The sequence below is a fragment of the Thermus islandicus DSM 21543 genome, from assembly GCF_000421625.1.
GTDB lineage: Bacteria > Deinococcota > Deinococci > Deinococcales > Thermaceae > Thermus > Thermus islandicus.
Genome location: NZ_ATXJ01000002.1, coordinates 1 through 22,175 on the forward strand (window position 1 = coordinate 1; position 22,175 = coordinate 22,175).

The 22,175-nt window shown below is 67.5% G+C and carries 40 protein-coding genes; 38 read left to right on the top strand and 2 right to left on the bottom strand.

The genetic code is table 11. The features are described from left to right. The 32 genes from H531_RS0102400 to rplQ all read left to right on the top strand — a co-directional run. A partial coding sequence (locus H531_RS0102400) for an EF-Tu C-terminal domain-related protein (protein WP_022797768.1) occupies positions 1–421 on the top strand: 421 nt, incomplete at its 5' end. Positions 422–429: 8 nt separating this feature from the next. Then, a complete protein-coding gene (gene rpsJ / locus H531_RS0102405) occupies positions 430–747 on the top strand; it encodes a 30S ribosomal protein S10 (protein WP_022797769.1) in 318 nt (105 codons plus the stop codon). Continuing rightward, positions 744–1,364 (top strand): 50S ribosomal protein L3, encoded by a 621-nt coding sequence (gene rplC, locus H531_RS0102410; protein ID WP_022797770.1) that lies wholly within the window; start codon positions 744–746, stop codon positions 1,362–1,364. The genes rpsJ and rplC overlap by 4 nt, the downstream gene beginning before the upstream one ends. 20 nt (positions 1,365–1,384) lie before the next feature. Further along, a complete protein-coding gene (gene rplD / locus H531_RS0102415; protein WP_028490608.1) occupies positions 1,385–2,002 on the top strand; it encodes a 50S ribosomal protein L4 in 618 nt (205 codons plus the stop codon). Further along, positions 1,999–2,289: a 50S ribosomal protein L23 gene (locus H531_RS0102420; protein WP_022797772.1), complete on the top strand. Its 291-nt coding sequence runs from the start codon at positions 1,999–2,001 to the stop codon at positions 2,287–2,289. Before rplD ends, H531_RS0102420 begins: the two co-directional genes overlap by 4 nt. Before the next feature lie 47 nt (positions 2,290–2,336). After that, positions 2,337–3,167, top strand: coding sequence for a 50S ribosomal protein L2 (gene rplB / locus H531_RS0102425; RefSeq protein ID WP_022797773.1), 831 nt, complete (start codon positions 2,337–2,339; stop codon positions 3,165–3,167). Between the two features lie 8 nt (positions 3,168–3,175). Further along, positions 3,176–3,457, top strand: coding sequence for a 30S ribosomal protein S19 (rpsS, locus tag H531_RS0102430; protein WP_011173711.1), 282 nt, complete (start codon positions 3,176–3,178; stop codon positions 3,455–3,457). A 2-nt stretch (positions 3,458–3,459) separates the two neighbouring features. Next, positions 3,460–3,801: a 50S ribosomal protein L22 gene (rplV, locus tag H531_RS0102435; RefSeq protein WP_022797774.1), complete on the top strand. Its 342-nt coding sequence runs from the start codon at positions 3,460–3,462 to the stop codon at positions 3,799–3,801. Continuing rightward, positions 3,791–4,510: a 30S ribosomal protein S3 gene (gene rpsC, locus H531_RS0102440; RefSeq protein ID WP_022797775.1), complete on the top strand. Its 720-nt coding sequence runs from the start codon at positions 3,791–3,793 to the stop codon at positions 4,508–4,510. The genes rplV and rpsC overlap by 11 nt, the downstream gene beginning before the upstream one ends. Positions 4,511–4,513: 3 nt before the next feature. Then, a complete protein-coding gene (gene rplP, locus H531_RS0102445) occupies positions 4,514–4,939 on the top strand; it encodes a 50S ribosomal protein L16 (RefSeq protein WP_022797776.1) in 426 nt (141 codons plus the stop codon). Continuing rightward, a complete protein-coding gene (gene rpmC / locus H531_RS0102450; protein ID WP_022797777.1) occupies positions 4,926–5,144 on the top strand; it encodes a 50S ribosomal protein L29 in 219 nt (72 codons plus the stop codon). The genes rplP and rpmC overlap by 14 nt, the downstream gene beginning before the upstream one ends. Further along, positions 5,137–5,454, top strand: a complete 318-nt coding sequence (rpsQ, locus tag H531_RS0102455) for a 30S ribosomal protein S17 (RefSeq protein WP_022797778.1) — start codon at positions 5,137–5,139, stop codon at positions 5,452–5,454. Before rpmC ends, rpsQ begins: the two co-directional genes overlap by 8 nt. Continuing rightward, positions 5,451–5,819: a 50S ribosomal protein L14 gene (rplN, locus tag H531_RS0102460; protein ID WP_022797779.1), complete on the top strand. Its 369-nt coding sequence runs from the start codon at positions 5,451–5,453 to the stop codon at positions 5,817–5,819. Before rpsQ ends, rplN begins: the two co-directional genes overlap by 4 nt. Continuing rightward, on the top strand, positions 5,819–6,151 hold the full coding sequence (rplX, locus tag H531_RS0102465; protein WP_022797780.1) for a 50S ribosomal protein L24: 333 nt from the start codon (positions 5,819–5,821) through the stop codon (positions 6,149–6,151). The genes rplN and rplX overlap by 1 nt, the downstream gene beginning before the upstream one ends. Position 6,152: 1 nt before the next feature. Then, positions 6,153–6,701: a 50S ribosomal protein L5 gene (rplE, locus tag H531_RS0102470; RefSeq protein WP_022797781.1), complete on the top strand. Its 549-nt coding sequence runs from the start codon at positions 6,153–6,155 to the stop codon at positions 6,699–6,701. Positions 6,702–6,708: 7 nt separating this feature from the next. After that, positions 6,709–6,894: a type Z 30S ribosomal protein S14 gene (locus H531_RS0102475; protein WP_022797782.1), complete on the top strand. Its 186-nt coding sequence runs from the start codon at positions 6,709–6,711 to the stop codon at positions 6,892–6,894. A 67-nt stretch (positions 6,895–6,961) separates the two neighbouring features. Beyond that, entirely contained in the window at positions 6,962–7,378 is a 417-nt protein-coding gene (gene rpsH / locus H531_RS0102480) for a 30S ribosomal protein S8 (protein WP_022797783.1), read from the top strand. Then, a complete protein-coding gene (gene rplF, locus H531_RS0102485; RefSeq protein WP_022797784.1) occupies positions 7,378–7,920 on the top strand; it encodes a 50S ribosomal protein L6 in 543 nt (180 codons plus the stop codon). The genes rpsH and rplF overlap by 1 nt, the downstream gene beginning before the upstream one ends. Positions 7,921–7,928: 8 nt before the next feature. Further along, positions 7,929–8,267: a 50S ribosomal protein L18 gene (rplR, locus tag H531_RS0102490; protein WP_022797785.1), complete on the top strand. Its 339-nt coding sequence runs from the start codon at positions 7,929–7,931 to the stop codon at positions 8,265–8,267. 10 nt (positions 8,268–8,277) lie between these two features. Next, positions 8,278–8,751, top strand: a complete 474-nt coding sequence (rpsE, locus tag H531_RS0102495; RefSeq protein WP_022797786.1) for a 30S ribosomal protein S5 — start codon at positions 8,278–8,280, stop codon at positions 8,749–8,751. After that, a complete protein-coding gene (gene rpmD, locus H531_RS0102500) occupies positions 8,751–8,933 on the top strand; it encodes a 50S ribosomal protein L30 (RefSeq protein ID WP_022797787.1) in 183 nt (60 codons plus the stop codon). The genes rpsE and rpmD overlap by 1 nt, the downstream gene beginning before the upstream one ends. Beyond that, positions 8,930–9,382 (top strand): 50S ribosomal protein L15, encoded by a 453-nt coding sequence (gene rplO / locus H531_RS0102505; protein WP_022797788.1) that lies wholly within the window; start codon positions 8,930–8,932, stop codon positions 9,380–9,382. The genes rpmD and rplO overlap by 4 nt, the downstream gene beginning before the upstream one ends. 1 nt (position 9,383) lies before the next feature. Beyond that, entirely contained in the window at positions 9,384–10,700 is a 1,317-nt protein-coding gene (gene secY, locus H531_RS0102510; RefSeq protein WP_022797789.1) for a preprotein translocase subunit SecY, read from the top strand. A gap of 8 nt (positions 10,701–10,708) precedes the next feature. Continuing rightward, positions 10,709–11,263 (top strand): adenylate kinase, encoded by a 555-nt coding sequence (locus H531_RS0102515; protein WP_022797790.1) that lies wholly within the window; start codon positions 10,709–10,711, stop codon positions 11,261–11,263. Beyond that, positions 11,263–12,030, top strand: a complete 768-nt coding sequence (gene map / locus H531_RS0102520) for a type I methionyl aminopeptidase (protein WP_022797791.1) — start codon at positions 11,263–11,265, stop codon at positions 12,028–12,030. Before H531_RS0102515 ends, map begins: the two co-directional genes overlap by 1 nt. A 7-nt stretch (positions 12,031–12,037) precedes the next feature. Next, positions 12,038–12,256 (top strand): translation initiation factor IF-1, encoded by a 219-nt coding sequence (gene infA, locus H531_RS0102525; protein ID WP_022797792.1) that lies wholly within the window; start codon positions 12,038–12,040, stop codon positions 12,254–12,256. A gap of 8 nt (positions 12,257–12,264) precedes the next feature. Next, the gene (gene rpmJ / locus H531_RS0102530) at positions 12,265–12,378 is read left to right on the top strand and encodes a 50S ribosomal protein L36 (protein WP_022797793.1); all 114 of its coding nucleotides are present in this window, start codon (positions 12,265–12,267) and stop codon (positions 12,376–12,378) included. A 9-nt stretch (positions 12,379–12,387) separates the two neighbouring features. Then, the gene (rpsM, locus tag H531_RS0102535) at positions 12,388–12,768 is read left to right on the top strand and encodes a 30S ribosomal protein S13 (protein WP_022797794.1); all 381 of its coding nucleotides are present in this window, start codon (positions 12,388–12,390) and stop codon (positions 12,766–12,768) included. A gap of 38 nt (positions 12,769–12,806) precedes the next feature. After that, positions 12,807–13,196 (top strand): 30S ribosomal protein S11, encoded by a 390-nt coding sequence (gene rpsK, locus H531_RS0102540; RefSeq protein WP_022797795.1) that lies wholly within the window; start codon positions 12,807–12,809, stop codon positions 13,194–13,196. A gap of 13 nt (positions 13,197–13,209) precedes the next feature. Next, positions 13,210–13,839 (top strand): 30S ribosomal protein S4, encoded by a 630-nt coding sequence (gene rpsD, locus H531_RS0102545; protein ID WP_022797796.1) that lies wholly within the window; start codon positions 13,210–13,212, stop codon positions 13,837–13,839. Between the two features lie 22 nt (positions 13,840–13,861). Then, positions 13,862–14,800: a DNA-directed RNA polymerase subunit alpha gene (locus tag H531_RS0102550; RefSeq protein WP_022797797.1), complete on the top strand. Its 939-nt coding sequence runs from the start codon at positions 13,862–13,864 to the stop codon at positions 14,798–14,800. A 4-nt stretch (positions 14,801–14,804) separates the two neighbouring features. After that, positions 14,805–15,161, top strand: coding sequence for a 50S ribosomal protein L17 (rplQ, locus tag H531_RS0102555; RefSeq protein ID WP_022797798.1), 357 nt, complete (start codon positions 14,805–14,807; stop codon positions 15,159–15,161). Positions 15,162–15,194: 33 nt separating this feature from the next. On the opposite strand, the gene H531_RS0102560 is transcribed toward rplQ, so the two are convergent. Further along, entirely contained in the window at positions 15,195–15,668 is a 474-nt protein-coding gene (locus H531_RS0102560; RefSeq protein ID WP_022797799.1) for a hypothetical protein, read from the bottom strand. A gap of 45 nt (positions 15,669–15,713) precedes the next feature. Here H531_RS0102560 and H531_RS0102565 point away from each other — a divergent pair, with 45 nt between their 5' ends. Together H531_RS0102565 and H531_RS0102570 are read left to right on the top strand one after the other, a co-directional pair. Then, positions 15,714–16,547, top strand: coding sequence for a DMT family transporter (locus tag H531_RS0102565; RefSeq protein WP_022797800.1), 834 nt, complete (start codon positions 15,714–15,716; stop codon positions 16,545–16,547). A gap of 47 nt (positions 16,548–16,594) precedes the next feature. Next, positions 16,595–18,352, top strand: coding sequence for a glycoside hydrolase family 13 protein (locus H531_RS0102570; RefSeq protein ID WP_022797801.1), 1,758 nt, complete (start codon positions 16,595–16,597; stop codon positions 18,350–18,352). Here H531_RS0102570 and H531_RS0102575 read toward each other — a convergent pair. Further along, complete coding sequence (locus H531_RS0102575) at positions 18,328–18,864, bottom strand: HNH endonuclease (RefSeq protein WP_022797802.1); 537 nt, start codon at positions 18,862–18,864, stop codon at positions 18,328–18,330. The two genes, H531_RS0102570 and H531_RS0102575, sit on opposite strands and share 25 nt — an antisense overlap. A 73-nt stretch (positions 18,865–18,937) precedes the next feature. On the opposite strand from H531_RS0102575, the gene H531_RS0102580 reads away from it, so the two are divergent. Genes H531_RS0102580 through H531_RS0102595 form a run of 4 tightly spaced genes read left to right on the top strand, consistent with a single transcriptional unit; the run spans position 18,938 to position 22,131 of the window. After that, positions 18,938–20,278 carry a tetratricopeptide repeat protein gene (locus H531_RS0102580; RefSeq protein WP_022797803.1) on the top strand — a complete coding sequence of 447 codons (1,341 nt, stop codon included), beginning with the start codon at positions 18,938–18,940 and terminating at the stop codon, positions 20,276–20,278. A 1-nt stretch (position 20,279) separates the two neighbouring features. Beyond that, the gene (locus H531_RS0102585) at positions 20,280–21,062 is read left to right on the top strand and encodes an SPOR domain-containing protein (protein ID WP_022797804.1); all 783 of its coding nucleotides are present in this window, start codon (positions 20,280–20,282) and stop codon (positions 21,060–21,062) included. Continuing rightward, positions 21,059–21,694, top strand: coding sequence for a redox-sensing transcriptional repressor Rex (locus H531_RS0102590; protein WP_022797805.1), 636 nt, complete (start codon positions 21,059–21,061; stop codon positions 21,692–21,694). Before H531_RS0102585 ends, H531_RS0102590 begins: the two co-directional genes overlap by 4 nt. Further along, on the top strand, positions 21,691–22,131 hold the full coding sequence (locus H531_RS0102595) for a hypothetical protein (RefSeq protein WP_022797806.1): 441 nt from the start codon (positions 21,691–21,693) through the stop codon (positions 22,129–22,131). The genes H531_RS0102590 and H531_RS0102595 overlap by 4 nt, the downstream gene beginning before the upstream one ends. Positions 22,132–22,175: the final 44 nt, after the last annotated feature.

Sequence of the window (22,175 nt, forward strand, 5' to 3'; positions counted from 1 at the left end):
GGTTACGGGTGTGGAGATGCACCGGAAGACGTTGCAGGAGGGGATAGCTGGGGACAATGTGGGGGTGTTGTTGCGGGGTGTAAGCCGGGAGGAGGTGGAGCGGGGGCAGGTGTTGGCGAAGCCTGGGACGATTACGCCGCACACGAAGTTTGAGGCTTCGGTGTATGTGTTGAGGAAGGAGGAGGGGGGTCGGCACACGGGTTTTTTCACGGGGTACCGGCCGCAGTTTTACTTTCGGACGACGGATGTGACGGGGGTGGTGGAGCTGCCCCAGGGGGTGGAGATGGTGATGCCTGGGGACAATGTGACGTTTACGGTGGAGCTCATCAAGCCGGTGGCGTTGGAGGAGGGTTTGCGTTTTGCCATCCGGGAGGGTGGGCGGACCGTGGGCGCCGGGGTGGTCACCAAGATCCTGGAGTGAGGTGAGGGATGCCCAAGATCCGCATCAAGCTCCGGGGCTTTGACCACAAGACCCTGGACGCCTCGGCCCAGAAGATCGTGGAGGCCGCGAGGCGCTCCGGGGCTCAGGTGTCGGGCCCCGTCCCCCTGCCCACCCGGGTGCGCCGCTTCACCGTGATCCGGGGGCCCTTCAAGCACAAGGACTCCCGGGAGCACTTTGAGCTCCGCACCCACCACCGCCTGGTGGACATCCTGAACCCCAACCGCAAGACCATCGAAAGCCTCATGAACCTGGACCTGCCCACCGGCGTGGAGATTGAGATCAAGACCCTAGGAGGTGGCAAGTGAAGGGGATCCTGGGCCTGAAGGTGGGGATGACCCGGATCTACAGGGAGGACCGGGCCGTTCCCGTCACGGTGATCCTGGCCGGCCCTTGCCCCGTGGTCCAGCGCCGCACCCCGGAAAAGGACGGCTACCTGGCGGTCCAGCTGGGCTTCCTCCCCCAGAACCCCAAGCGGGTGAACCGTCCCCTTAAGGGCCACTTTGCCAAGGCCGGGGTCCAGCCGGTTCGCGTCCTCAAGGAGGTCCGCGGCTTTAACCCCGAGTCCGACGTGGTGACCGTGGAAATCTTCCAGCCGGGCGAAAGGGTAGACGTCACCGGCACCTCCAAGGGGCGGGGCACCGCAGGGGTCATGAAGCGCTGGAACTTCGCGGGCGGTCCCGACTCCCACGGGGCCCACAAGATCCACCGCCACCCGGGCTCCATCGGCAACCGCAAGACCCCGGGCCGGGTCTACAAGGGCAAGCGTATGGCGGGCCGCTACGGAGCGGAGCGCGTGACCGTGGTGAACCTCGAGGTGGTGGACGTGATCCCCGAGGAGAACCTCCTTCTGCTGAAGGGCGCCGTGCCAGGGCCCAACGGCGGCCTCGTGCTGGTGCGCCAGGCCAAGAAGGGGGCCAAGTGAGGGAGGCCGAGGTGGAAGCCATGTACCGCATTCCCGTGTTCTCCTCTTCCGGCAAGCGGGAGCTTGCCGTGGACCTGCCCCAGGAGGTGAACCCCCACCTCCTCTGGGAGGTGGTGCGCTGGCAGCTGGCCAAGAGGCGCCAGGGCACCGCCAGCACCAAGACCCGGGGCGAGGTGGCCTACTCCAGCCGCAAGATCTACCCACAGAAGCACACGGGCCGGGCCCGCCACGGGGATATCGGGGCCCCCATCTTCGTGGGCGGGGGGACGGTCTTTGGCCCCAAGCCCCGGGACTACGGCTACACCCTGCCCAAGAAGGTGCGGAAGGCAGGCCTCGCCATGGCCGTGGCCGACCGGGCCAGGGAGGGCAAGCTCCTCTTGGTGGAGGAGTTTTCCGGGGTCAAGGGCCGGACCAAGGAGTTCCTGGCCTGGGCTGGAGGGGTCGGGCTGGACGGGTCGGAGACGGTGCTCCTGGTGACCGAGGACCCCCTGGTGCGGCGGGCTGCCCGCAACCTTCCCTGGGTGGTCCCCCTGGCTCCGGAGGGGCTCAACGTCTACGATATCCTGCGCACCGCCCGCTTGGTGATGGACCTGAAGGCCTGGGAGGCCTTCCAAAGCCGCATAGGGGGTGAGGCATGAAGACGGCCTACGACGTCCTCCTGGCCCCGGTGCTTTCGGAGAAGGCGTACGCGGGCTTTGCCCAGGGCAAGTACACCTTTTGGGTTCACCCCAGGGCCACCAAGACCGAGATCAAAAACGCCGTGGAGGAGGCCTTTAAGGTCAAGGTGGTGGGGGTGAACACCCTTAAGGTCCGGGGGAAGAAGAAGCGCCTAGGCCGCTACTTGGGCAGGCGCCCCGACCGCAAGAAGGCCATCGTCCAGGTGGCCGCCGGGCAGAGGATTGAGGCCCTCGAGGGCCTCGTCTAGACCCCGCCGGGAGGGGAGCCCGGCCCCGATCCGGCAAGGGAGGAGAGATGGCTCTGAAGAAGTTCAAACCCTACACCCCAAGCCGCCGCTTCATGACGGTGGCCGACTTTTCCGAGATCACCAAGACCGAACCGGAGAAGTCCCTGGTCAAGCCGCTGAAGAAGACGGGGGGGCGCAACAACCAGGGCCGCATCACCGTGCGCTTCCGCGGGGGCGGCCACAAGCGCCTCTACCGCATCCTGGACTTCAAGCGCTGGGACAAGGCGGGTATCCCTGCCAAGGTGGCGGCCATAGAGTACGACCCCAACCGCTCGGCCCGCATCGCCCTCCTCCACTACGTGGACGGGGAGAAGCGGTACATCATCGCCCCCGATGGCCTGCAGGTGGGCCAGCAGGTGGTGGCGGGGCCGGACGCGCCCATCCAAGTGGGCAACGCCCTCCCCTTACGCTTCATCCCCGTGGGCACCGTGGTCCACGCCGTGGAGTTGGAGCCCAAGAAGGGGGCCAAGCTGGCCCGCTCCGCCGGCACCAGCGCCCAGATCCAGGGACGGGAGGGGGACTACGTGATCCTGCGCCTGCCCTCGGGGGAGCTCAGGAAGGTGCACGGGGAGTGCTACGCCGCCATCGGGTCCGTGGGCAACGCCGACCACAAGAACATCGTCCTGGGCAAGGCAGGCCGCACCCGCTGGCTCGGCCGGAAGCCCCACGTGCGCGGGGCCGCCATGAACCCGGTGGACCACCCCCACGGCGGTGGGGAGGGCCGGGCGCCCCGGGGTCGCCCCCCCGCCTCCCCCTGGGGTTGGCAGACCAAGGGGCTCAAGACCAGGAAGCGGCGTAAGCCCTCCAGCCGCTTCATCCTCGCCCGGCGCAAGAAGTGAGGTGAGCCATGCCGCGTAGCTTGAAGAAGGGCGTTTTCGTAGACGACCACCTCCTGGAAAAGGTGCTGGAGCTGAACGCCAAGGGGGAGAAGCGGCTCATCAAGACCTGGAGCCGCCGCTCCACCATCGTGCCGGAAATGGTGGGCCACACCATCGCGGTCTACAACGGCAAGCAGCACGTGCCCGTCTACATCACCGAGAACATGGTGGGCCACAAGCTCGGCGAGTTCGCCCCTACCCGCACCTACCGGGGGCACGGCAAAGAGGCCAAGGCCACCAAGAAGAAGTAGCCATGGAAGCGAAAGCCATTGCCCGTTACGTGCGCATCGCCCCCAGAAAGGCCCGCCTGGTGGTGGACCTGATCCGGGGGAAGAGCCTCGAGGAGGCCCGTGCCATCCTGCGCTACACCCCCAAGCGGGCGGCCTACCACGTGGCCAAGGTGCTGGAGTCCGCTGCCGCCAACGCGGTGAACAACCACGACCTCCTGGAGGAGAGGCTTTACGTAAAGGCCGCCTTCGTGGACGAGGGGCCTGCCCTCAAGCGGGTCCTCCCCAGGGCCCGGGGCCGGGCGGACATCATGAAGAAGAAGACCAGCCACATCACGGTGATCTTGGGGGAGAAACATGGGAAATAAGATCCACCCCATCGGGTTTCGGCTCGGCATCACCCGGGACTGGGAGTCCCGCTGGTATGCGGGCAAGAAGCAGTACCGCCACCTCCTTTGGGAAGACCTCCAGATTCGGGAGTACCTCACGCGGGAGCTCTACCCCGCGGGGCTTGCCCGCATTGACGTGGAGCGTGCCGCCGACAACGTGGTGGTGAGCGTCCACGTGGCCAAGCCCGGCGTGGTCATCGGCCGGGGTGGGGAGAAGATCAAGGTGCTGCGGGAGGCCCTGTCCAAGATGACCGGCAAGAACGTGGCCCTAAACGTCCAGGAGATCCAGAACCCCAACCTCTCGGCTCCCCTGGTAGCCCAGCGGGTGGCGGAGCAGATAGAGCGCCGCTTCGCCGTGCGCCGGGCCATCAAGCAGGCGGTCCAGCGGGTGATGGAGGCCGGGGCCAAGGGGGCCAAGGTGATCGTCTCCGGGCGGATCGGGGGGGCGGAGCAGGCCCGTACGGAGTGGGCCGCGGAGGGGCGGGTGCCGCTCCAGACCCTGCGTGCTAACATAGACTATGGCTTCGCCCTGGCCCAGACCACGTACGGGGTGCTCGGGGTGAAGGCGTACATCTTCCTGGGCGAGGTGATCGGCGGCCAGAGGGCCAAGGGGCGCCTCGAGGCGCCCAAAGCGGAGGAGCGGCCGCGCCGCCGTCGCCCTGCCGTGCGCGTCAAGAAGGAGGAATAGGCCATGCTGATGCCTAGGCGCATGAAGTACCGGAAGCAGCAGCGCGGCCGCCTCAAGGGGGCGACCAAGGGGGGCGACTACGTGGCCTTTGGCGACTTCGGCCTGGTGGCCCTGGAGCCCGCCTGGATCACCGCTCAGCAGATTGAGGCCGCCCGTGTGGCCATGGTCCGCCACTTCCGCCGCGGGGGGAAGATCTTCATCCGCATCTTCCCCGACAAGCCCTACACCAAGAAGCCCCTGGAGGTGCGCATGGGTAAGGGGAAGGGCAACGTGGAGGGGTATGTGGCCGTGGTGAAGCCGGGCCGGGTGATGTTTGAGGTGGCGGGGGTTACGGAGGAGCAGGCCCTCGAGGCGCTCAGGATCGCAGGCCACAAGCTCCCCATCAAGACCAAGGTCGTGCGGAGGGACGCCTACGATGAAGCGCAGTGAGATCCGCAAGGAGCTGGAGGAGGCCCGCAAGCTCTCCCCCGTGGAGCTGGAGAAGCTCATTCAGAGGAAGAAGCGGGAGCTCATGGAGCTCCGCTTCCAGGCCGCCATCGGCCAGCTTTCCCAGAACCACAGGGTCCGGGAGACGCGGCGCACCATCGCCCGTCTCCTCACGGTCTGGAACGAGAAGAGGAGGCAGAATGCCTAAGAAGGTGCTGACCGGGGTGGTGGTGAGCGACAAGATGCAGAAGACCGTCACGGTCCTGGTGGAGCGCCAGTTTCCCCACCCCCTCTACGGCAAGGTGATCAAACGCTCCAAGAAATACCTGGCCCATGACCCTGAGGAGCAGTACAAGGTGGGGGACGTGGTGGAGATCGTGGAGTCCCGCCCCATCTCCAGGCGCAAGCGCTTTAGGGTCCTGCGCCTGGTGGAGAGCGGGCGCCTAGACCTGGTGGAGAAGTACCTGGTGCGCCGCCAGAACTACGAGAGCCTTTCCAAGCGGGGAGGTAAGGCATGATCCAGCCCCAGACCTACCTGGAGGTGGCGGACAACACCGGGGCCCGCAAGATCATGTGCATCCGGGTCTTGAAGGGCTCCAACGCCAAGTACGCCACCGTGGGGGACATCATCGTGGCCAGCGTCAAGGAGGCCATTCCCCGCGGGGCCGTGAAGGAAGGGGACGTGGTCAAGGCGGTGGTGGTGCGCACCAAGAAGGAGGTCAAGCGCCCCGACGGCTCCGCCATCCGCTTTGACGACAACGCTGCGGTGATCATCACCAACCAGCTGGAACCCCGCGGCACCCGCGTCTTTGGCCCGGTGGCCCGCGAGCTCCGCGAGAAGGGCTTCATGAAGATCGTCTCCTTGGCCCCGGAGGTGCTGTGATGCAGCCCAAGGTGCACGTAAGGAAGGGGGATACCGTTTGGGTGGCCTCCGGCAAGTACAAGGGCCGGGTGGGCAAGGTCAAGGCCGTCTTGCCCAGGAAGCAGGCCGTGATCGTGGAGGGGATCAACCTCGTGAAGAAGGCGGTGCGCCCGAGCCCCAAGCACCCCCAGGGCGGTTTCGTGGAGCAGGAGGCCCCCCTCCACGCCTCCAAGGTGCGGCCCGTCTGTCCCGCTTGCGGGAAGCCCACCCGGGTGCGCAAGAAGTTCCTGGAGGATGGGCGCAAGATCCGGGCCTGCGCCAAGTGCGGCGGTTCCTTGGACAGGGAGGAGTAAGATGCCCCTAGAGGTTGCGCTGAAGAGGAAGTACCACGAGGAAGTGCGGCCCGAGCTCATCCGCCGCTTCGGCTATCAGAACGTCTGGGAGGTGCCGAGGCTTTCCAAGGTGGTCATCAACCAGGGCCTGGGCGAGGCCAAGGAGGATGCCCGGATCCTGGAGAAGGCGGCCCAGGAGCTGGCCCTCATCACCGGGCAGCGGCCCGCGGTCACCCGGGCCAAGAAGTCCATCTCCAACTTCAAGCTCCGTAAGGGTATGCCCATCGGCCTTCGGGTCACCCTCCGCGGCGACCGCATGTGGATCTTTTTGGAGAAGCTCCTCTCCGTGGCCCTGCCCCGGATCCGCGATTTCCGCGGGCTCAACCCCAACAGCTTTGACGGCCGGGGCAACTACAACCTGGGCTTGAGGGAGCAGCTCATCTTCCCCGAGATCACCTACGATCTGGTGGACGCCATGCGGGGCATGGACATCGCCGTGGTGACCACCGCCAGGACCGACGAGGAGGCCAGGGCCCTCTTGGAGCTTTTGGGCTTCCCCTTCCGCAAGTGAGGCGAGCATGGCGAGGAAAGCGCTGATTGAGAAGGCCAAGCGGACCCCCAAGTTCAAGGTGCGGGCCTATACCCGTTGCGTGCGTTGCGGGAGGGCCAGGAGCGTTTACCGGTACTTTGGCCTCTGCCGGATCTGCCTGCGGGAGCTGGCTCATAAGGGGCAGCTTCCCGGGTTGAAGAAGGCCAGCTGGTAGGCCGTGGCCGGTCGGGGGGATTCCCTCGAGACCGCATGGTTCGGGAAGAGGTAAAAGGAGAGGGGAAATGTTGACGGATCCCATTGCCGACATGCTGACCCGGATTCGGAACGCCACCCGGGTCTACAAGGAGAGCACCGAGGTGCCCGCCTCCCGCTTTAAGGAGGAGATCCTTAAGATCTTGGCGCGGGAGGGGTTCATCAAGGGGTACGAGCGGGTGGAGGTGAACGGCAAGCCCTACCTGCGCGTTCACCTGAAGTACGGGCCCCGGCGCCAGGGGTTGGACCCCCGCCCCGAGCAGGTCATCCACCACATCCGCCGCATCAGCCGGCCGGGGCGGCGGGTGTACGTGGGGGTTCGGGAGATCCCCCGCGTCCGCCGGGGGCTCGGGATCGCCATCCTGTCCACGCCCAAGGGCGTTCTCACCGACCGCGAGGCCAGGAGGCTCGGCGTGGGCGGGGAGCTTATCTGCGAGGTGTGGTGATGTCTAGGATCGGCAGGCTTCCCATTTCCCTTCCCCGGGGCGTCCAGGTAGAGGTCGCTCCCGGGCGGGTGAGGGTGAAAGGTCCCAAGGGCGAGCTGGAGGTGCCCGTTTCCCCGGAGCTCCAGGTGGTGGCCGAGGGAGGGGCGGTGCGGGTGGAGCGCCCCTCTGACGAGCGCCGCCACAAGAGCCTCCACGGCCTGACCCGCACCCTGATCGCCAACGCCGTCCGGGGCGTGTCCGAGGGGTACGTGAAGGAGCTCCTCATCAAGGGCATCGGCTACCGGGCGCGGCTCGTGGGGCGTGCCCTCGAGCTCACCGTGGGCTTTAGCCACCCTGTGGTGGTGGAACCCCCGGAGGGGATCGTCTTTGAGGTGCCCGAGCCCACCCGGATCCGCGTTCTGGGCATTGACAAGCAGAAGGTGGGCCAGGTGGCTGCGGACCTCCGCGCCATCAAGAAGCCCAGCGCCTACCACGAAAAGGGCATCTACTACGCAGGCGAACCCGTCCGCCTCAAGCCCGGCAAGGCCGGGGCCAAGAAGTAGGGGGAAGCATGGCACGGCTGACCGCTTACGAGCGCCGCAAGTTCCGGGTGCGCAACCGCGTGAAGCGCGCGGGCCGGCTCCGCCTTTCCGTGTTCCGGAGCCTTAACCACATCTACGCCCAGATCATTGACGACGAGAAGGGCCAGACCCTGGTGGCCGAGTCCAGCCTGGCCCTGAAGCTCAAGGGCAACAAGACGGAGGTGGCCCGCAAGGTGGGCCTGGCCTTGGCGGAGAAGGCCAAGGCCTTGGGGATCACGAAGGTGGCCTTTGACCGCGGCCCCTACAAGTACCATGGCCGGGTGAAGGCCTTGGCGGAGGGGGCCCGGGAGGGGGGCCTGGAGTTCTAGGGGAGGAACCATGCCCGAGACCGACTTTGAGGAGAGGATGATCCTGGTCCGGCGCACCGCCCGGATGCAGGCGGGTGGCCGCCGTTTCCGCTTTGGCGCCCTGGTGGTGGTGGGGGACCGGCAAGGCCGGGTGGGCTTGGGCCTGGGCAAGGCGCCCGAGGTGCCCCTGGCCGTGCAGAAGGCGGGGTACTACGCCCGGCGCAACATGGTGGAGGTGCCCCTCCAGAACGGCACCATCCCCCACGAGATCGTGGTAGAGTACGGGGCCTCCAAGATTCTCCTAAAGCCCGCCTCCCCCGGCACCGGCGTCATCGCCGGAGCGGTGCCCCGGGCCATTTTGGAGCTTGCGGGGATCACGGACATCCTCACCAAGGAGCTGGGAAGCCGCAACCCCATCAACATCGCCTACGCCACCATGGAGGCCCTGCGGCAACTTAGGACCAAGGAGGACGTGGAGCGCCTCCGGAAGGCGGGGGAGGAGTGATGCCAAGGCTCAAGGTGAAGCTGGTGAAGAGCCCCATCGGCTACCCTAAGGACCAGAAGGCCGCCCTGAAGGCCTTGGGGCTCACAAGGCTCCATCGGGAGAAGGTGCTCGAGGACACGCCGGCCATCCGCGGCAACCTCCGCAAGGTGGCCCACCTTGTCCAGGTGGAGGTGGGGGAATGAAGCTTTCCGAACTGAAGCCCAACCCTGGGGCTAACCGCAAGCGCAAGCGGGTGGGCCGGGGGCCCGGCTCCGGCCACGGCAAGACGGCCACCCGGGGGCACAAGGGCCAGAAGTCCCGCTCCGGAGGGGTCAAGGATCCCCGCCGCTTTGAGGGGGGGCGGTCCACCACCCTCATGCGCCTGCCCAAGCGGGGCATGCAGGGCCAGGTGCCCGGGGAGATCCGGCGCCCCCGGTACCAGGGGGTGAACCTGAAGGACCTCGCCCGCTTTGAGGGGGAGGTGAACCCCGAGGTCCTGGTGCAGGCCGGCCTCCTCAAGAAGGGGTACCGCCTCAAGGTGCTGGGGGAGGGTGAGGCCAAACCCCTCAGGGTGGTAGCCCATGCCTTTTCCAAGAGCGCCCTGGAGAAGCTGAAGGCAGCGGGCGGCGAAGCCGTCCTCCTGGAGGCTTAGGATGCTTAAGGCCTTCCGGAGCGCCCTCCAAATCCCAGAGCTGCGCCAGCGCCTCCTCTTCACCCTCCTCATGCTGGCCGCCTACCGCCTGGGGGCCTTCATCCCCACCCCCGGGGTGGACCTGGAAAAGATTCAGGAGTTCCTGCGCACCACCCAGGGAGGGGTCTTCGGGATCATCAACCTCTTCTCTGGGGGCAACTTTGAGCGCTTCTCCATCTTTGCCCTGGGGATCATGCCTTACATCACCGCAGCTATCGTCATGCAGCTTTTGGTGACGGTGGTGCCCGCGCTGGAGAAGCTCTCCAAGGAGGGAGAGGAGGGCCGCCGCATCATCAACCAGTACACCCGCATCGGCGGCATCGCTCTGGGGGCCTTCCAGGGCTTCTTTCTGGCCACGGCCTTCCTGGGGGCCGAGGGGGGGCGGTTCCTCCTCCCTGGCTGGTCCCCGGGCCCCTTCTTCTGGCTGGTGGTGGTGGTTACCCAGGTGGCGGGGATCGCCCTCCTCCTGTGGATGGCGGAGCGCATCACCGAGTACGGCATGGGCAACGGCACCAGCATGATCATCTTCGCGGGGATCGTGGTCAACTGGTTGCCCCAGCTTTTGCGCACCGCAGGCCTCATCCGCACCGGGGAGGTGAACCTGGTGGCCTTCCTCTTCTTCCTGGCCTTTATCGTACTGGCCTTTGCGGGCATGGCCGCGGTGCAACAGGCCGAGCGCCGGATCCCCGTACAGTACGCCCGCAAGGTGGTGGGCCGGAGGGTCTACGGGGGACAGGCCACCTACATCCCCATCAAGCTGAACGCCGCGGGGGTGATCCCCATCGTGTTTGCCGCGGCCATCCTCCAGATTCCCATCTTCCTCGCCGCCCCCTTCCAGGGCAATCCCGTCCTCCAGGTCATCGCCAACTTCTTCAACCCCACTCGCTTTCCCGGCCTCCTCATAGAGGTGGTGCTCATCGTCCTCTTCACCTACGTGTACACGGCGGTGCAGTTTGACCCCAAGCGCATCGCCGAGTCCTTGCGGGAGTACGGGGGCTTCATCCCCGGCATCCGCCCGGGAGAGCCCACGGTGAAGTTCCTAGAGCACATCGTCTCCCGCCTCACCCTCTGGGGCGCCTTGTTCCTAGGCCTGGTGGCCCTGCTTCCCCAGATCATCCAGAACGTCACCGGGATTCACAGCATCTCCTTCTCGGGCATCGGCCTCCTCATCGTGGTGGGGGTGGCCCTGGACACCCTCAGGCAGATAGAGAGCCAGCTGATGCTCAGGAACTACGAGGGCTTTCTCTCCAAGGGCCGGATCCGCGGCCGCACGCGCTAGGAGGGGGCATGGGGGAAGCGGTGATCTTCTTGGGGCCGCCGGGAGCGGGAAAGGGCACCCAGGCGGCGCGGCTTGCGGAGGAGCTCTCCTTCAAGAAGCTCTCCACGGGGGATATCCTGCGGGACCACGTGGCCCGGGGCACGGCCTTGGGGCAGCAGGTGAAGCCCATCATGGACCGGGGGGACCTGGTGCCGGACGAGCTGATCCTGGCCCTGATCCGGGAGGAGCTTGCAGACCGGGTTGTCCTTGACGGTTTTCCCCGCACCTTGCCCCAGGCGGAGGCCCTGGACCGCCTGCTCCAGGAAACGGGCACCCGGCTCCTTGGGGTGGTCCTGGTGGAGGTGCCCGAGGAGGAGTTGGTGCGCCGCATGCTGAGGCGGGCAGAGCTGGAGGGGCGTTCCGACGACAACGAGGCCACCATCCGCAGGCGCCTCCAGGTCTACCGGGAGAAGACCGAGCCCCTCATCCAGTACTATGAGAGGCAGGGCGCCTTGCGGCGGGTAGACGGCCTGGGCACCCCGGACGAGGTCTACGCCCGCATCCGGGCCGCCTTGGGGATCTGATGGCCATCAAGCTGAAAAGCCCCTGGGAGATTCAACGCATGCGGGAGGCGGGCGCCCTCCTCACCGAGGTAGTGGAGGAGGTGGGCCGCCACGTGGAGCCCGGCATCACCACCAAGGAGCTGGACCAGATTGCCTACGAGGCCATAAGGAAGCGCAAGGCCAAGCCCGCCTTCCTGGGGCTCTACGGCTTCCCGGCCACCCTCTGCACCTCGGTGAACGAGGTGGTGGTCCACGGCATCCCCTCGGACGAGCCCCTGAAGGAGGGGGATATCCTTTCCGTGGACGTAGGCCTCCTCTATGGGGGCTTCGCCGCGGACATGGCCCGCACCTTCCCCGTGGGCCGGGTCTCCCCCGAGGCGGAAAGGCTCATCCGGGACACGGAGATGGCCTTCTTTGAGGGGCTCAAGTACCTGCGGCCTGGGTACCGCATCGGCGACGTTTCCCACGCCGTGCAGACCTTCTTGGAGAGCCGGGGCTACGGGGTGGTGCGGGAGTTCGTGGGCCACGGGGTAGGACGGGAGATCCATGAGGACCCTCAGGTGCCCAACTTCGGCAAGCCGGGCACCGGGCCCAAGATCCGCCCCGGCATGACCCTGGCCCTCGAGCCCATGGTCACCTTGAGGCCCGCTCCTGTGGTAATATTGGAAGATGGCTGGACGGCGAGCGCCGGAAGGGGCAACCTCGCCGCCCACTACGAGAACACCGTCTTGGTGACGGAGGAGGGCCCGGAGCTCTTAACCGGGGTTCCCCTGGTGCGGGCGCGGTAGGAGGGGTATGGCGAAGGAGAAGGACACCATTCGGGCAGAAGGCGTGGTCACCGAGGCTTTGCCCAACACCACGTTCCGGGTGAGGCTGGACTCGGGGCCGGAGATCCTGGCCTACATCTCGGGCAAGATGCGCATGCACTACATCCGCATCCTGCCCGGGGACCGGGTGGTGGTGGAGCTCACCCCCTACGACCCCACGCGGGGGCGCATCGTCTACAGGAAGTAGGAGGGGAGATGAAGGTACGGGCGTCCGTCAAGAGGATCTGCGAGAAGTGCAAGGTGGTGCGCCGGCACGGCCGGGTGTACGTGATCTGCGAGAACCCCAAGCACAAGCAGCGCCAAGGCTGAGGAGGGAACGTGGCGAGGATCGCAGGTGTAGAGATCCCCAGGAACAAGCGGGTGGACGTGGCCCTCACCTATATCTACGGCATCGGCAAGGCCCGGGCCCAAGAGGCCCTGGAGCGGACGGGGATCAACCCCGCCACCCGGGTGAAGGACCTCACGGAGGCCGAGGTGGTGCGCCTCCGCGAGTATGTGGAGAACGCCTGGAAGCTGGAAGGGGAGCTAAGGGCGGAGGTGGCGGCCAACATCAAGCGCCTCATGGACATCGGCTGCTACCGGGGGCTTAGGCACCGCAGGGGCTTGCCCGTGCGGGGTCAGCGCACGCGCACCAATGCCCGTACCCGCAAGGGCCCCCGCAAGACCGTGGCGGGCAAGAAGAAGGCTCCGCGGAAGTAAGCCCTGGAGGGGCCAGCAGATCCTCCGAGAGGGAGAGTATGGCCAAGAAAGCTGCCAAGAAAAGGGTCAAGCGACAGGTAGCCAGCGGAAAGGCGTACATCCACGCCTCCTACAACAACACCATCGTTACCATCACCGATCCCGAAGGCAACCCCATCACCTGGTCTTCGGGCGGGGTCATCGGCTACAAGGGGAGCCGGAAGGGCACCCCCTACGCCGCCCAGCTCGCCGCCATGGACGCGGCCAAGAAGGCCATGGCCTACGGCATGCAGAGCTTGGACGTGATCGTGCGGGGCACCGGGGCGGGGCGGGAGCAGGCGATAAGGGCCCTCCAGGCCTCTGGCCTCCAGGTGAAGTCCATCGTGGACGACACCCCTGTCCCCCACAACGGCTGCCGTCCCAAGAAGAAGTTCCGCAAGGCTTCCTAAGGAGTAGGAGAAGATGGGTCGTTACCTTGGACCAGTTTGCCGCCTTTGCCGCAGGGAAGGGGTCAAGCTTTACCTGAAGGGGGAGCGGTGCTATAGCCCCAAGTGCGCCATGGAGCGCCGCCCCTATCCCCCCGGTCAGCACGGGCAGAAGCGGGCCCGCCGGCCTTCCGACTACGCGGTGCGCCTCCGGGAGAAGCAGAAGCTCCGCCGCATCTACGGGATCTCCGAGACCCAGTTCCGGAACCTCTTTGAGGAGGCGAGCCGGAAGAAGGGGGTGACGGGCACCGTCTTCCTCGGCCTCCTCGAGTCCCGCTTGGACAACGTGGTCTACCGCTTGGGCTTTGCGCAAAGCCGCCGCCAGGCCCGGCAGATGGTGCGCCACGGCCACATCACGGTGAACGGGCGCCGGGTGGACCTGCCCGCCTACCGGGTGAGGCCAGGGGACGAGATCGCCATCGCCGAGGGGAGCAAGAACCTCGCCTTCATCCGGGAGAACCTCGAGGCCATGAAGGGGCGCAAGGTGGGCCCCTGGCTCTCCCTGGACGTAGAGGCCATGAAGGGCAAGTTCCTGCGCCTGCCCGACCGGGAGGACCTGGCCCTGCCGGTGAACGAGCAGCTGGTGATTGAGTTCTACTCCAGGTAGTCCCTGGCCCTCAAGGAGGCCTATGTTGGAGAGCAAGCTCAAAGCCCCGGTCTTCACGGTGCGCACCCAGGGGCGGGAGTACGGGGAGTTTGTGCTGGAGCCCCTGGAGCGGGGGTTCGGCGTCACCCTGGGGAACCCTCTCCGCCGCATCCTCCTCTCCTCCATCCCCGGGACCGCGGTCACCAGCGTCTACATTGAGGACGTCCTCCACGAGTTCTCCACCATCCCTGGGGTGAAGGAGGACGTGGTGGAGATCGTCTTGAACCTCAAGGAGCTGGTGGTCCGCTTCCTGGATCCCAAGATGCAGACCGCCACCCTGGTCCTTAGGGCCGAGGGACCGAAGGCGGTGCGGGCTGCGGACTTCACCCCTTCCGCGGACGTGGAGATCCTGAACCCCGACCTGCCCATCGCCACCCTGGAGGAAGGGGGGAAGCTCTACATGGAGGTGCGGGTGGACCGCGGGGTGGGGTACGTGCCCGCCGAGCGCCACGGCATCAAGGACCGCATCAACGCCATCCCCGTGGACGCCATCTTCTCGCCGGTGCGGCGGGTGGCCTTCCAGGTGGAGGACACCCGCCTGGGCCAGCGCACCGACCTGGACAAGCTCACCTTGAGGATCTGGACGGACGGCTCCGTGACCCCGCTGGAGGCCTTGAACCAGGCGGTGGAGATCCTGAGGGAGCATCTTGCCTACTTCGCCAACCCCCAGACCACCCCCCTACCGGCCCCCGAGCCCGCCCCGGAGCGCCCCGCGAGGGAGGAGGAGCTGGATCTGCCCTTGGAGGAGCTCGGCCTCTCCACCCGGGTGCTCCACAGCCTCAAGGAGGAGGGGATTGAGTCCGTGCGCGCCCTCCTCGCCCTCAACCTCAAGGACCTGAGGAACATCCCCGGCATCGGGGAGAGGAGCCTCGAGGAGATTCGCGAGGCCCTGGCCAAGCGGGGCTTCGCCCTGAAGGAGTGAGACCATGCGCCACCTGAAGTCTGGAAGGAAACTCAACCGTCACTCTTCCCACCGTCTGGCCCTGTTCCGCAACCAGGCCAAGAGCCTCCTCCTGCATGGCCGCATCACCACCACCGTGCCCAAGGCCAAGGCCCTCACGGGCTTCGTAGACCACCTCATCCACCTGGCCAAGCGGGGGGATTTGCACGCCCGCCGCCTGGTCCTCCGCGACCTTCAGGACGTGCAGCTGGTGCGCAGGCTCTTTGACGAGATCGCCCCCAGGTACCAAAACCGCCCGGGCGGGTACACCCGGGTCCTGAAACTGGCGGAGCGCCGCCGCGGGGACGGGGCGCCTCTGGCGCTGGTGGAGCTGGTGGACTAACCCCCTCCTGGCCCCGGCTGGGAGGGGGCGGCCTCAGCCCTTGTCCCCGCCCTGGCCCAGAAGGCGGAGGAGCTGGTCCTCCAGCTCCCCGATGTAGGCGGCCAGGGTGTTCCCGTGCCTTTCTAGGGTCTCTTCCACCCGGGCCTCCAGGGCCCGGATCTCCTCCTTTTCCACCTCCTCTAGGCGCTTGAGCTCGGCCTCGAGGAAGCGCCTGAGCTCGGTGTAGCGGCTTTGCTCGGCCTCCTCCGCCAGCTTTTTGTAGTGCAGGAGTTCCCGGGCGTACCGCCGGATCTCCAGGAGGGCCGCGGTCTCTAGGCCCACGGTGAAGATCAGGTAGAGGAGGGAGAGGAGGGCCAGGGCCACCACCAGGACCAGGCCCAGAGGGGCCTCCACCCGGGTGAGCCCCAGGGAGAGGGAGGTGGGCTTGGTGATCTCCCCCCAGTTGAGCCAGGCAAAGAGGGTGAGGAGAAGGAGGACGAAGAGGGTGAAAAGGGTGCGGGCGTTCATATTCTGGCCTCCATACGGCGCTTGCGCCATTATACTCTAGGCCCCATGGGCTACCTCTACCTGTTTTTGGCGGCTTCCCTTTGGGGCCTCATCGGGCCGGTGAGCCGCCTGGCCTTTGGGGAAGGCCTCTCCCCCCTTTTGGTGGCCTTTTTCCGGGCGGGGATCGCCTGGGTGCTCTTCGCCCTCCACGCCCTTTACCTGCGCCAGGTGCGGGTTCGGGCCCAGGACCTCCCAGCCCTTCTCCTCTTCGGCGTGGTGGGGGTCGCCCTCTTCTACGGCGCCTACCAGCTTGCCGTGGGCTACGGGGGGGCGGCTTTGGCCTCTGTCCTCCTCTACACCGCCCCCGCCTGGGTGGCCCTCCTTTCCCGCCTGATCCTGAAGGAGCCCCTGGACTCCCTGAGCCTCCTCTCCGTGGCCCTGACCCTTTTGGGGGTGGGGCTCATGGGCCTGGGCGGAGGGAGCCAGGTAAGGGCCCTCCTCCCCGCCCTCCTTTTCGGCCTCCTCTCGGGCCTTACCTACGCCCTCTACTACATCTTCGGCAAGCTCTACCTCCCCCGGTACGCCACGCCCACCCTCTTCCTCTACGCCCTGCCCGTGGGGGCCTTGGGACTCCTGCCCTTCGTGCAGTTCGTTCCTTTAAGCCCCAAGGCCCTCTATGCCCTCCTCTTTCTGGGAGTTTTTTCCACCTACGGGGCCTACCTGGCCTACTATGCGGGCCTCAGGCGGCTTCCCGCCACCCGGGCGAGCGTCTTGGCCACCCTCGAGCCCGTGGTGGCCAACCTCTTCGCCTTCCTCCTCTTCCGCGAGGTGCTTTCCCCCCTGGGCTACCTGGGAGCGGCCCTGGTCCTCCTGGCGGTCCTCCTCGCCGTACGGCGCTGAGGGCCTGCCCTAGGCCAAGCGGGGGTGGGGGCACGTAGACTGAGGGCATGAAGCGCTTCCAGCTTCTCCTGGCCCTGGTCCTCTCCGGGGCCCTGGCCCAGCTCCACGACCCCCAGGACCCCGCCCAGTTCTCCGCCCTGCCCGAGGGGTATTCGGTCCGCTTCACCGCGGGGGCAGGAGAGGTGCGGCAGGCCTTCCTCCTCCAGGGGGATCGGGCCTGGCCCATGGCCCGCCAGCTCTCCTTTTCCGGAAGGGAGGTCTGGCGGGGTCTCCTGCCGGAAAAGGGGCCCTACCGGATCCGCCTCCGCACCCCGAAGGGGGAGAGGCTCCTTGGGCCCTTCACCCCGCCGCCCAACCCCTTCCGCGCCCTGGCCTGGGTGGGGAAAAAGGGAGGCTACCAGATCTTCCCCGACCGCTTCCAAAACGGCGATCCCGAAAACGACGCCCTGGCCCTCCAGGACGACGAGTACAACTTAAACGTCCTGTGGCAGGCAGGGGGGGGCCCGAGGCCCTACCTCTCCCGCTGGCAGGACCCCCCGGGGCCCCTGCACTGCTGCCACCAGTACTACGGGGGCGACCTCCAGGGGCTTTGGGACCGCCTCCCTTACCTGGCGGAGCTGGGGGTGGGCCTCCTTTACCTCAACCCCATCTTTCGCTCGGGAAGCGCCCACGGGTACGACACCCACGACTACCTGCAGGTGGCCCCCCGCCTGGGGGACGAGGCCCTTTTGCGCCGCGTGCTGGACCGGGCCCACGCCTTGGGCCTCCGGGTCCTCTTTGACTTCGTGCCCAACCACACGGGTCTGGGGTTTTGGGCCTTCCAGGACGTGGTCAGGCAGGGCCCGGCCTCCCCCTACTGGAACTGGTATTTCGTGAAGCGCTACCCCTTCCGGCCCGGGGACGCCGGCGCCTACGAGGCCTGGTGGGGGGTGGCGAGCCTCCCCAAGCTGAACACGGGCAACCCCGAGGTCCGGGCCTACCTCCTCTCCGTGGCGGAGCGTTGGGTGCGGTTCGGCTTTGATGGCCTCCGTGTGGACGTGCCCGAGGACCTCCTCGAGGCCAAGGCCTTCTTCCGCGAGCTCAAGGCCCGGGTCCGGGCGGTGAACCCCGAGGCCTACCTGGTGGGGGAGATCTGGCGCCGGGCCCCGGACTGGGTGGGGGAAGGGGCCTTTGACAGCCTCATGAACTACGCCCTCGGTCGGGACGTCGTCCTGCGGTACGCCCAGGGCCTCCACCCTGCGCTTTTCGGGGCGCCCAGGGCCCTCACCCTTCTCGCCGAGGCCTACGCCCTCTACCCCGAGGCGGCGGCGGCCATGGGCTTCAACCTCATCAGCTCCCACGACACCTCCCGTCTCCTCTCCGACCTGGGCGGGGACCGGGCCAAGGCCCGACTGGCCTGGGCCCTGCTCTTCGGCCTTCCGGGGACGCCGGTGGTCTTTCAGGGCGAGGAGTGCGCCCTACTTGGGGAGAAGGAGCCGGGTGACCTCCAGCGGCGGCCCATCCCCTGGGAGGCCTGCGACGCCGGGATGCAGGCCTTCCTCCAGGGCCTCTACCGGCTGAAGGCAGAGGAGGCTGCCCTAAGGGGGAGCTACTTCGCCACCTACCTGGCCGAGGGGGGGCTCCTCTCCTTCTTCCGGGGAGAGGGGGAGGAGAGGCTCCTCCTGGCCTTCAACAACCAGAAGGCCCCGGCCTCCTTGCCCCTGCCGGAGGGGCTTTGGCGGGACCTCCTTTCTGGTAAGGCCTTCCAGGCCCGGGCAGAGGTGCCGGGGATGGGCGCCCTCTACCTCAAGAGGGCCTCGAGGTAGGGCCGCCAGTCCTCCGGAATCTCCTTGAGGTCCGAGAGAAAGAGGGGCAGGCGGGGAGCCCTGGGGGGCTTTAGAAGGCGCATCCCCGCCTCCTCGGGCGTGCGGTCCCCCTTCTTGAGGTTGCAGGCGCGGCAGGCCGCCACCAGGTTCTCCCAGGTGCTCCGCCCCCCCCGGCTCTTGGGGAGGACGTGGTCCACGGTGAGCTCCCCGCCCTGGCGGCCACAGTACTGGCAGGTGTAGCGGTCCCGCCGCAGAACGTTCCGCCGGTTGAGGGGCACGCGGCTTGGGCCCCGGCGCACCAAACGCTTGAGGCGGACGACGCTGGGCACGGGGATCCGGGTGGAGGGGGTGTGCAGGTAGCGGCCGCTTTCCGCGAGCATCTCCGCTCCCCCGGAAAGGACCAAAAGGACGCTCCGCTTTACGCTGGCGAGGCCCAGGACCTCGTACCCCGCGTTGAGCACCAGGACCCGGGGGGTGTCCAGATTGAGGGGCTTTTCCTCGGTCGGCCCCACGCCTCCAGGATAGCAAAGGGGCTTCCCCTGGACCTGTGCTATGCTATAGCCAACGAAGGGTTTGGAGGCCCCTATGACGAAACCCCTAGCGTTCCTACCCCTCTTCCTGGGCCTGGCCTTGGCCGCCCCCTCCCTGGAGCAGGCCGAGGCCTTGCTGAAGTCTGGGGAGTACGCCCAGGCCGCCTTGGCCTACGAGGCGATCCTCGCCCAAGACTACGGGCGGGTGGAGGCCCACCTGGGCCTGGGGGTGGCCCTCTTCCGGGCAGGCCGCCTCGAGGAGGCCCGCTTCGCCTTTGACCAGATGACCCGGGTCTTCCCCGAGCGCTACGAGGGCCACTTCAACCTGGGGCAGGTCTACCTGCGCCTGGGGAAGCCCCTGGAGGCGGCGGAGGCCTTTCGGAAGGCGGCTGCCCTCAGGCCCACCGAGGAGGCCTACCTAGGCCTGGCCGCCGCCCTCGCCCAGGCGGGCAAGGCCAAGGAGGCGGCGGAGGTCCTCAGGCAGGGCCTCACGCCGGATCGGAGCCCGGCCTACCGGCTCGCCCTAGCCCAGGCCCTTTACGCTGCGGGAGGCCGAGCGGAGGCGGTTCCGGTCCTCTACGGCCTCCTGAACCAGGACCCCAAGCGGGCGGAGGCCTGGGAGCTTTTGGCCCGCATCCTGGCGGAGGAGGGGCTGAAGGGCCGGGCCCTAAGGGAACTGGACCGGGGCCTGGCCCAGGTGGAGGGGAAGGCCCGGGCCAGGCTTCTCCTGCGCAAGGCCCTCCTCTCGGAGGCCCCAGAGCCCCTCCTGCGGGAGGCCTACGCCCTGGACCCCTCCCTGTGGGAGGCGGCCTACCTCTTGGGCCAGGCCCGCCTGCGGGCGGGACAGGCTAAGGAGGCCCTTCCCTACCTCCTTTCCGCTTACCGGACCAGCCCCGAGCCCCCCGTGGCCTTGGCCTTGGCCGGGGCCTACCTAAGGCTGAAGGACTATGGGAGCGCCTACCGCTACGCGGACGAGGCGGGCCCTCCTGGAGCCTTCCTCAAGGCCCAGGCGGCCTACGCTTTAGGGAAGAGGGAGGAGGCCCTCAGGCTTTTGGAGGGGAACGGGGCCCCCGAGGCCCAGGCCCTGAAGGGGGCCATCCTGCTGGAGATGGGGCGGCCCGAGGAGGCGGTGGCCCTCCTACGCCCCCTCTATGAGGCGGGGCGGGACCCCCAGGTGGGGGGGAACCTGGCCGCGGGCCTGGTGGCCTTGGGCCGCTTCGGCGAGGCGGAGCTGATCCTGCGGGAGGTGCTCGGGCGCACCCCAAGGGAGGCTTCCGCCTGGTATAACCTTGGCCTGGCCCTAAGGGGCCTGGGCCGGGAAGGGGAGGCGAACCGGGCCTTCCGGCAAGCGGCGGCCCTGGGTTCCAACGAGGCCCAGGCCCTTCTCCGGAGGTAGGATGCGCTGGCTGCGGGAAAACTGGCTGGATGCCCTCATCTTCCTGCTCATCGCCCTGGTGGCGGCAGGCATCGTGCTCTACCTGACAGGGGTCAACCCCTTCGCCCGCCCCCAGGCCGCCCCACTGCCCGCGCCCCAAGGTTCCCCTTTGCCCCCTCCGGCCCAGGCCTCGCCTCAGCCTGCCCCCAAGGAGGTGAAGCCCCCCGAGCCGGTGGTCACCGTGATGCCCCTGCCCCGGGCCCCGGAGGAGCCCCCTTCCAAGCCCGCGGAGGCCTCCCCGCCCAAGCTCCAGCAGGCTGCGCCGCCAAAGGAAAAGGCCCCCCAAAACCCGCCTTCTGGTTCCCCAGGGAGCTACCGCGTGGCGGTAGGGGCCTTTGCCAACCCGGAAAACGCCGCGCAGCTAGAGCGGGAGCTGGCGCAAAAGGGCTACCCGGCCCGCCTCGAGGCCAGCGGCTCCCTCACCCGGGTGGTGGTGGGCCCCTACGCCAGCGAGGCCGAGGCCCGGCGGGCGGCCGAGGCCCTTTCGGCCTACGGGGCCCAGGTCTACCGCGGCCAGGGGGCGCCCCCTCCTAAAGAGGGAAGCGTTTACCTCCAGGTAGGGGCCTTCCAGAAGGAGGCGAACGCCCTGGCCCTGGCGGGAAGGCTTAGGGAGATGGGCCTCCCCGTGGTCTTGGTGAAGGACGGGGTCTACCGGGTGCGGGTGGGCCCCGTTTCCCCCGAGGAGAAGGAGGCGGTGAGGTCCCGGATCGCCGCCCTGGGCCTCCCGGCCTTGGAGGTGCCATGAAGGTCCCCAGCGCCGCCATCAGCCGCCTGATCACCTACCTGCGCATCCTGGAAGAGCTCGAGGCCCGGGGCGTCCACCGCACGAGCTCGGAGCAGCTGGCGGAAGAGGCCCAGGTGACGGCCTTCCAGGTGCGTAAGGACCTCTCCTACTTCGGCTCCTACGGCACCCGGGGCGTGGGGTACACGGTCCCCGTCCTCAAGCGGGAGCTCCGCCACATCCTGGGCTTGAACCGGCGGTGGGGCCTCTGCATCGTGGGCATGGGCCGCCTGGGGAGCGCCCTGGCCGACTACCCGGGCTTCGGGGAGAGCTTTGAGCTAAGGGGCTTCTTTGACGTGGACCCGGAGAAGATTGGGCGCCCGGTGCGGGGAGGGGTGATTGAGCCCGTGGACCTCCTGCCCCAGCGGGTGCCTGGGCGGATAGAGATCGCCCTTCTCACCGTGCCCCGGGAAGCAGCCCAGGGGGCAGCAGACCTTTTGGTGGCCGCGGGGATCAAGGGGATCCTCAACTTTGCCCCGGTGGTCCTCGAGGTGCCCAAGGAGGTGCCGGTGGAGAATGTGGACTTTTTGGCAGGCCTCACGCGCCTGAGCTTCTTTATACTGAACCCCAAGTGGGGGGAGGAGATGATGGGATGAGAAGGGAGAAGCTGGTGGCACTCTTGCTTTTGGGCGGGCTTCTTGCAGGTTGCGGCAACCTTTTTGGAGGCGGGGTGATCTTCGGCGGACCCACGGTGCTCGTGTCGCGGGAGAACTTTTCCGTTACCACAGAAAAGGACCAGAGCAACAACACCTTCTACAACTACAGCTACACCCTCGCCCTCTACACCTACCCCGGCTCGGGGGTCGGGTCCGTGGTCCTCCTGGACGCCTCGGACAACCCCGTGGACGCCCCCTTCACCATCCCTCAGGCCTGTCCGCCCTCGAGCCCCGATCCTTGTGGGCCCTACACCCGGAGCTACCAGAAGCGGACCTCCGCACCCTTGGCCCCCATTCAGGTGGTCAAGTACCGCACCGTCTCCGCCAACGGGCAGTCCAAGGTGGTCCCCCTCCCCGCCCCCATAGATATTTACTGAGCCTCAGGGAAAGGTTGCCCGGACCACCTGGCGTATACTCAGGG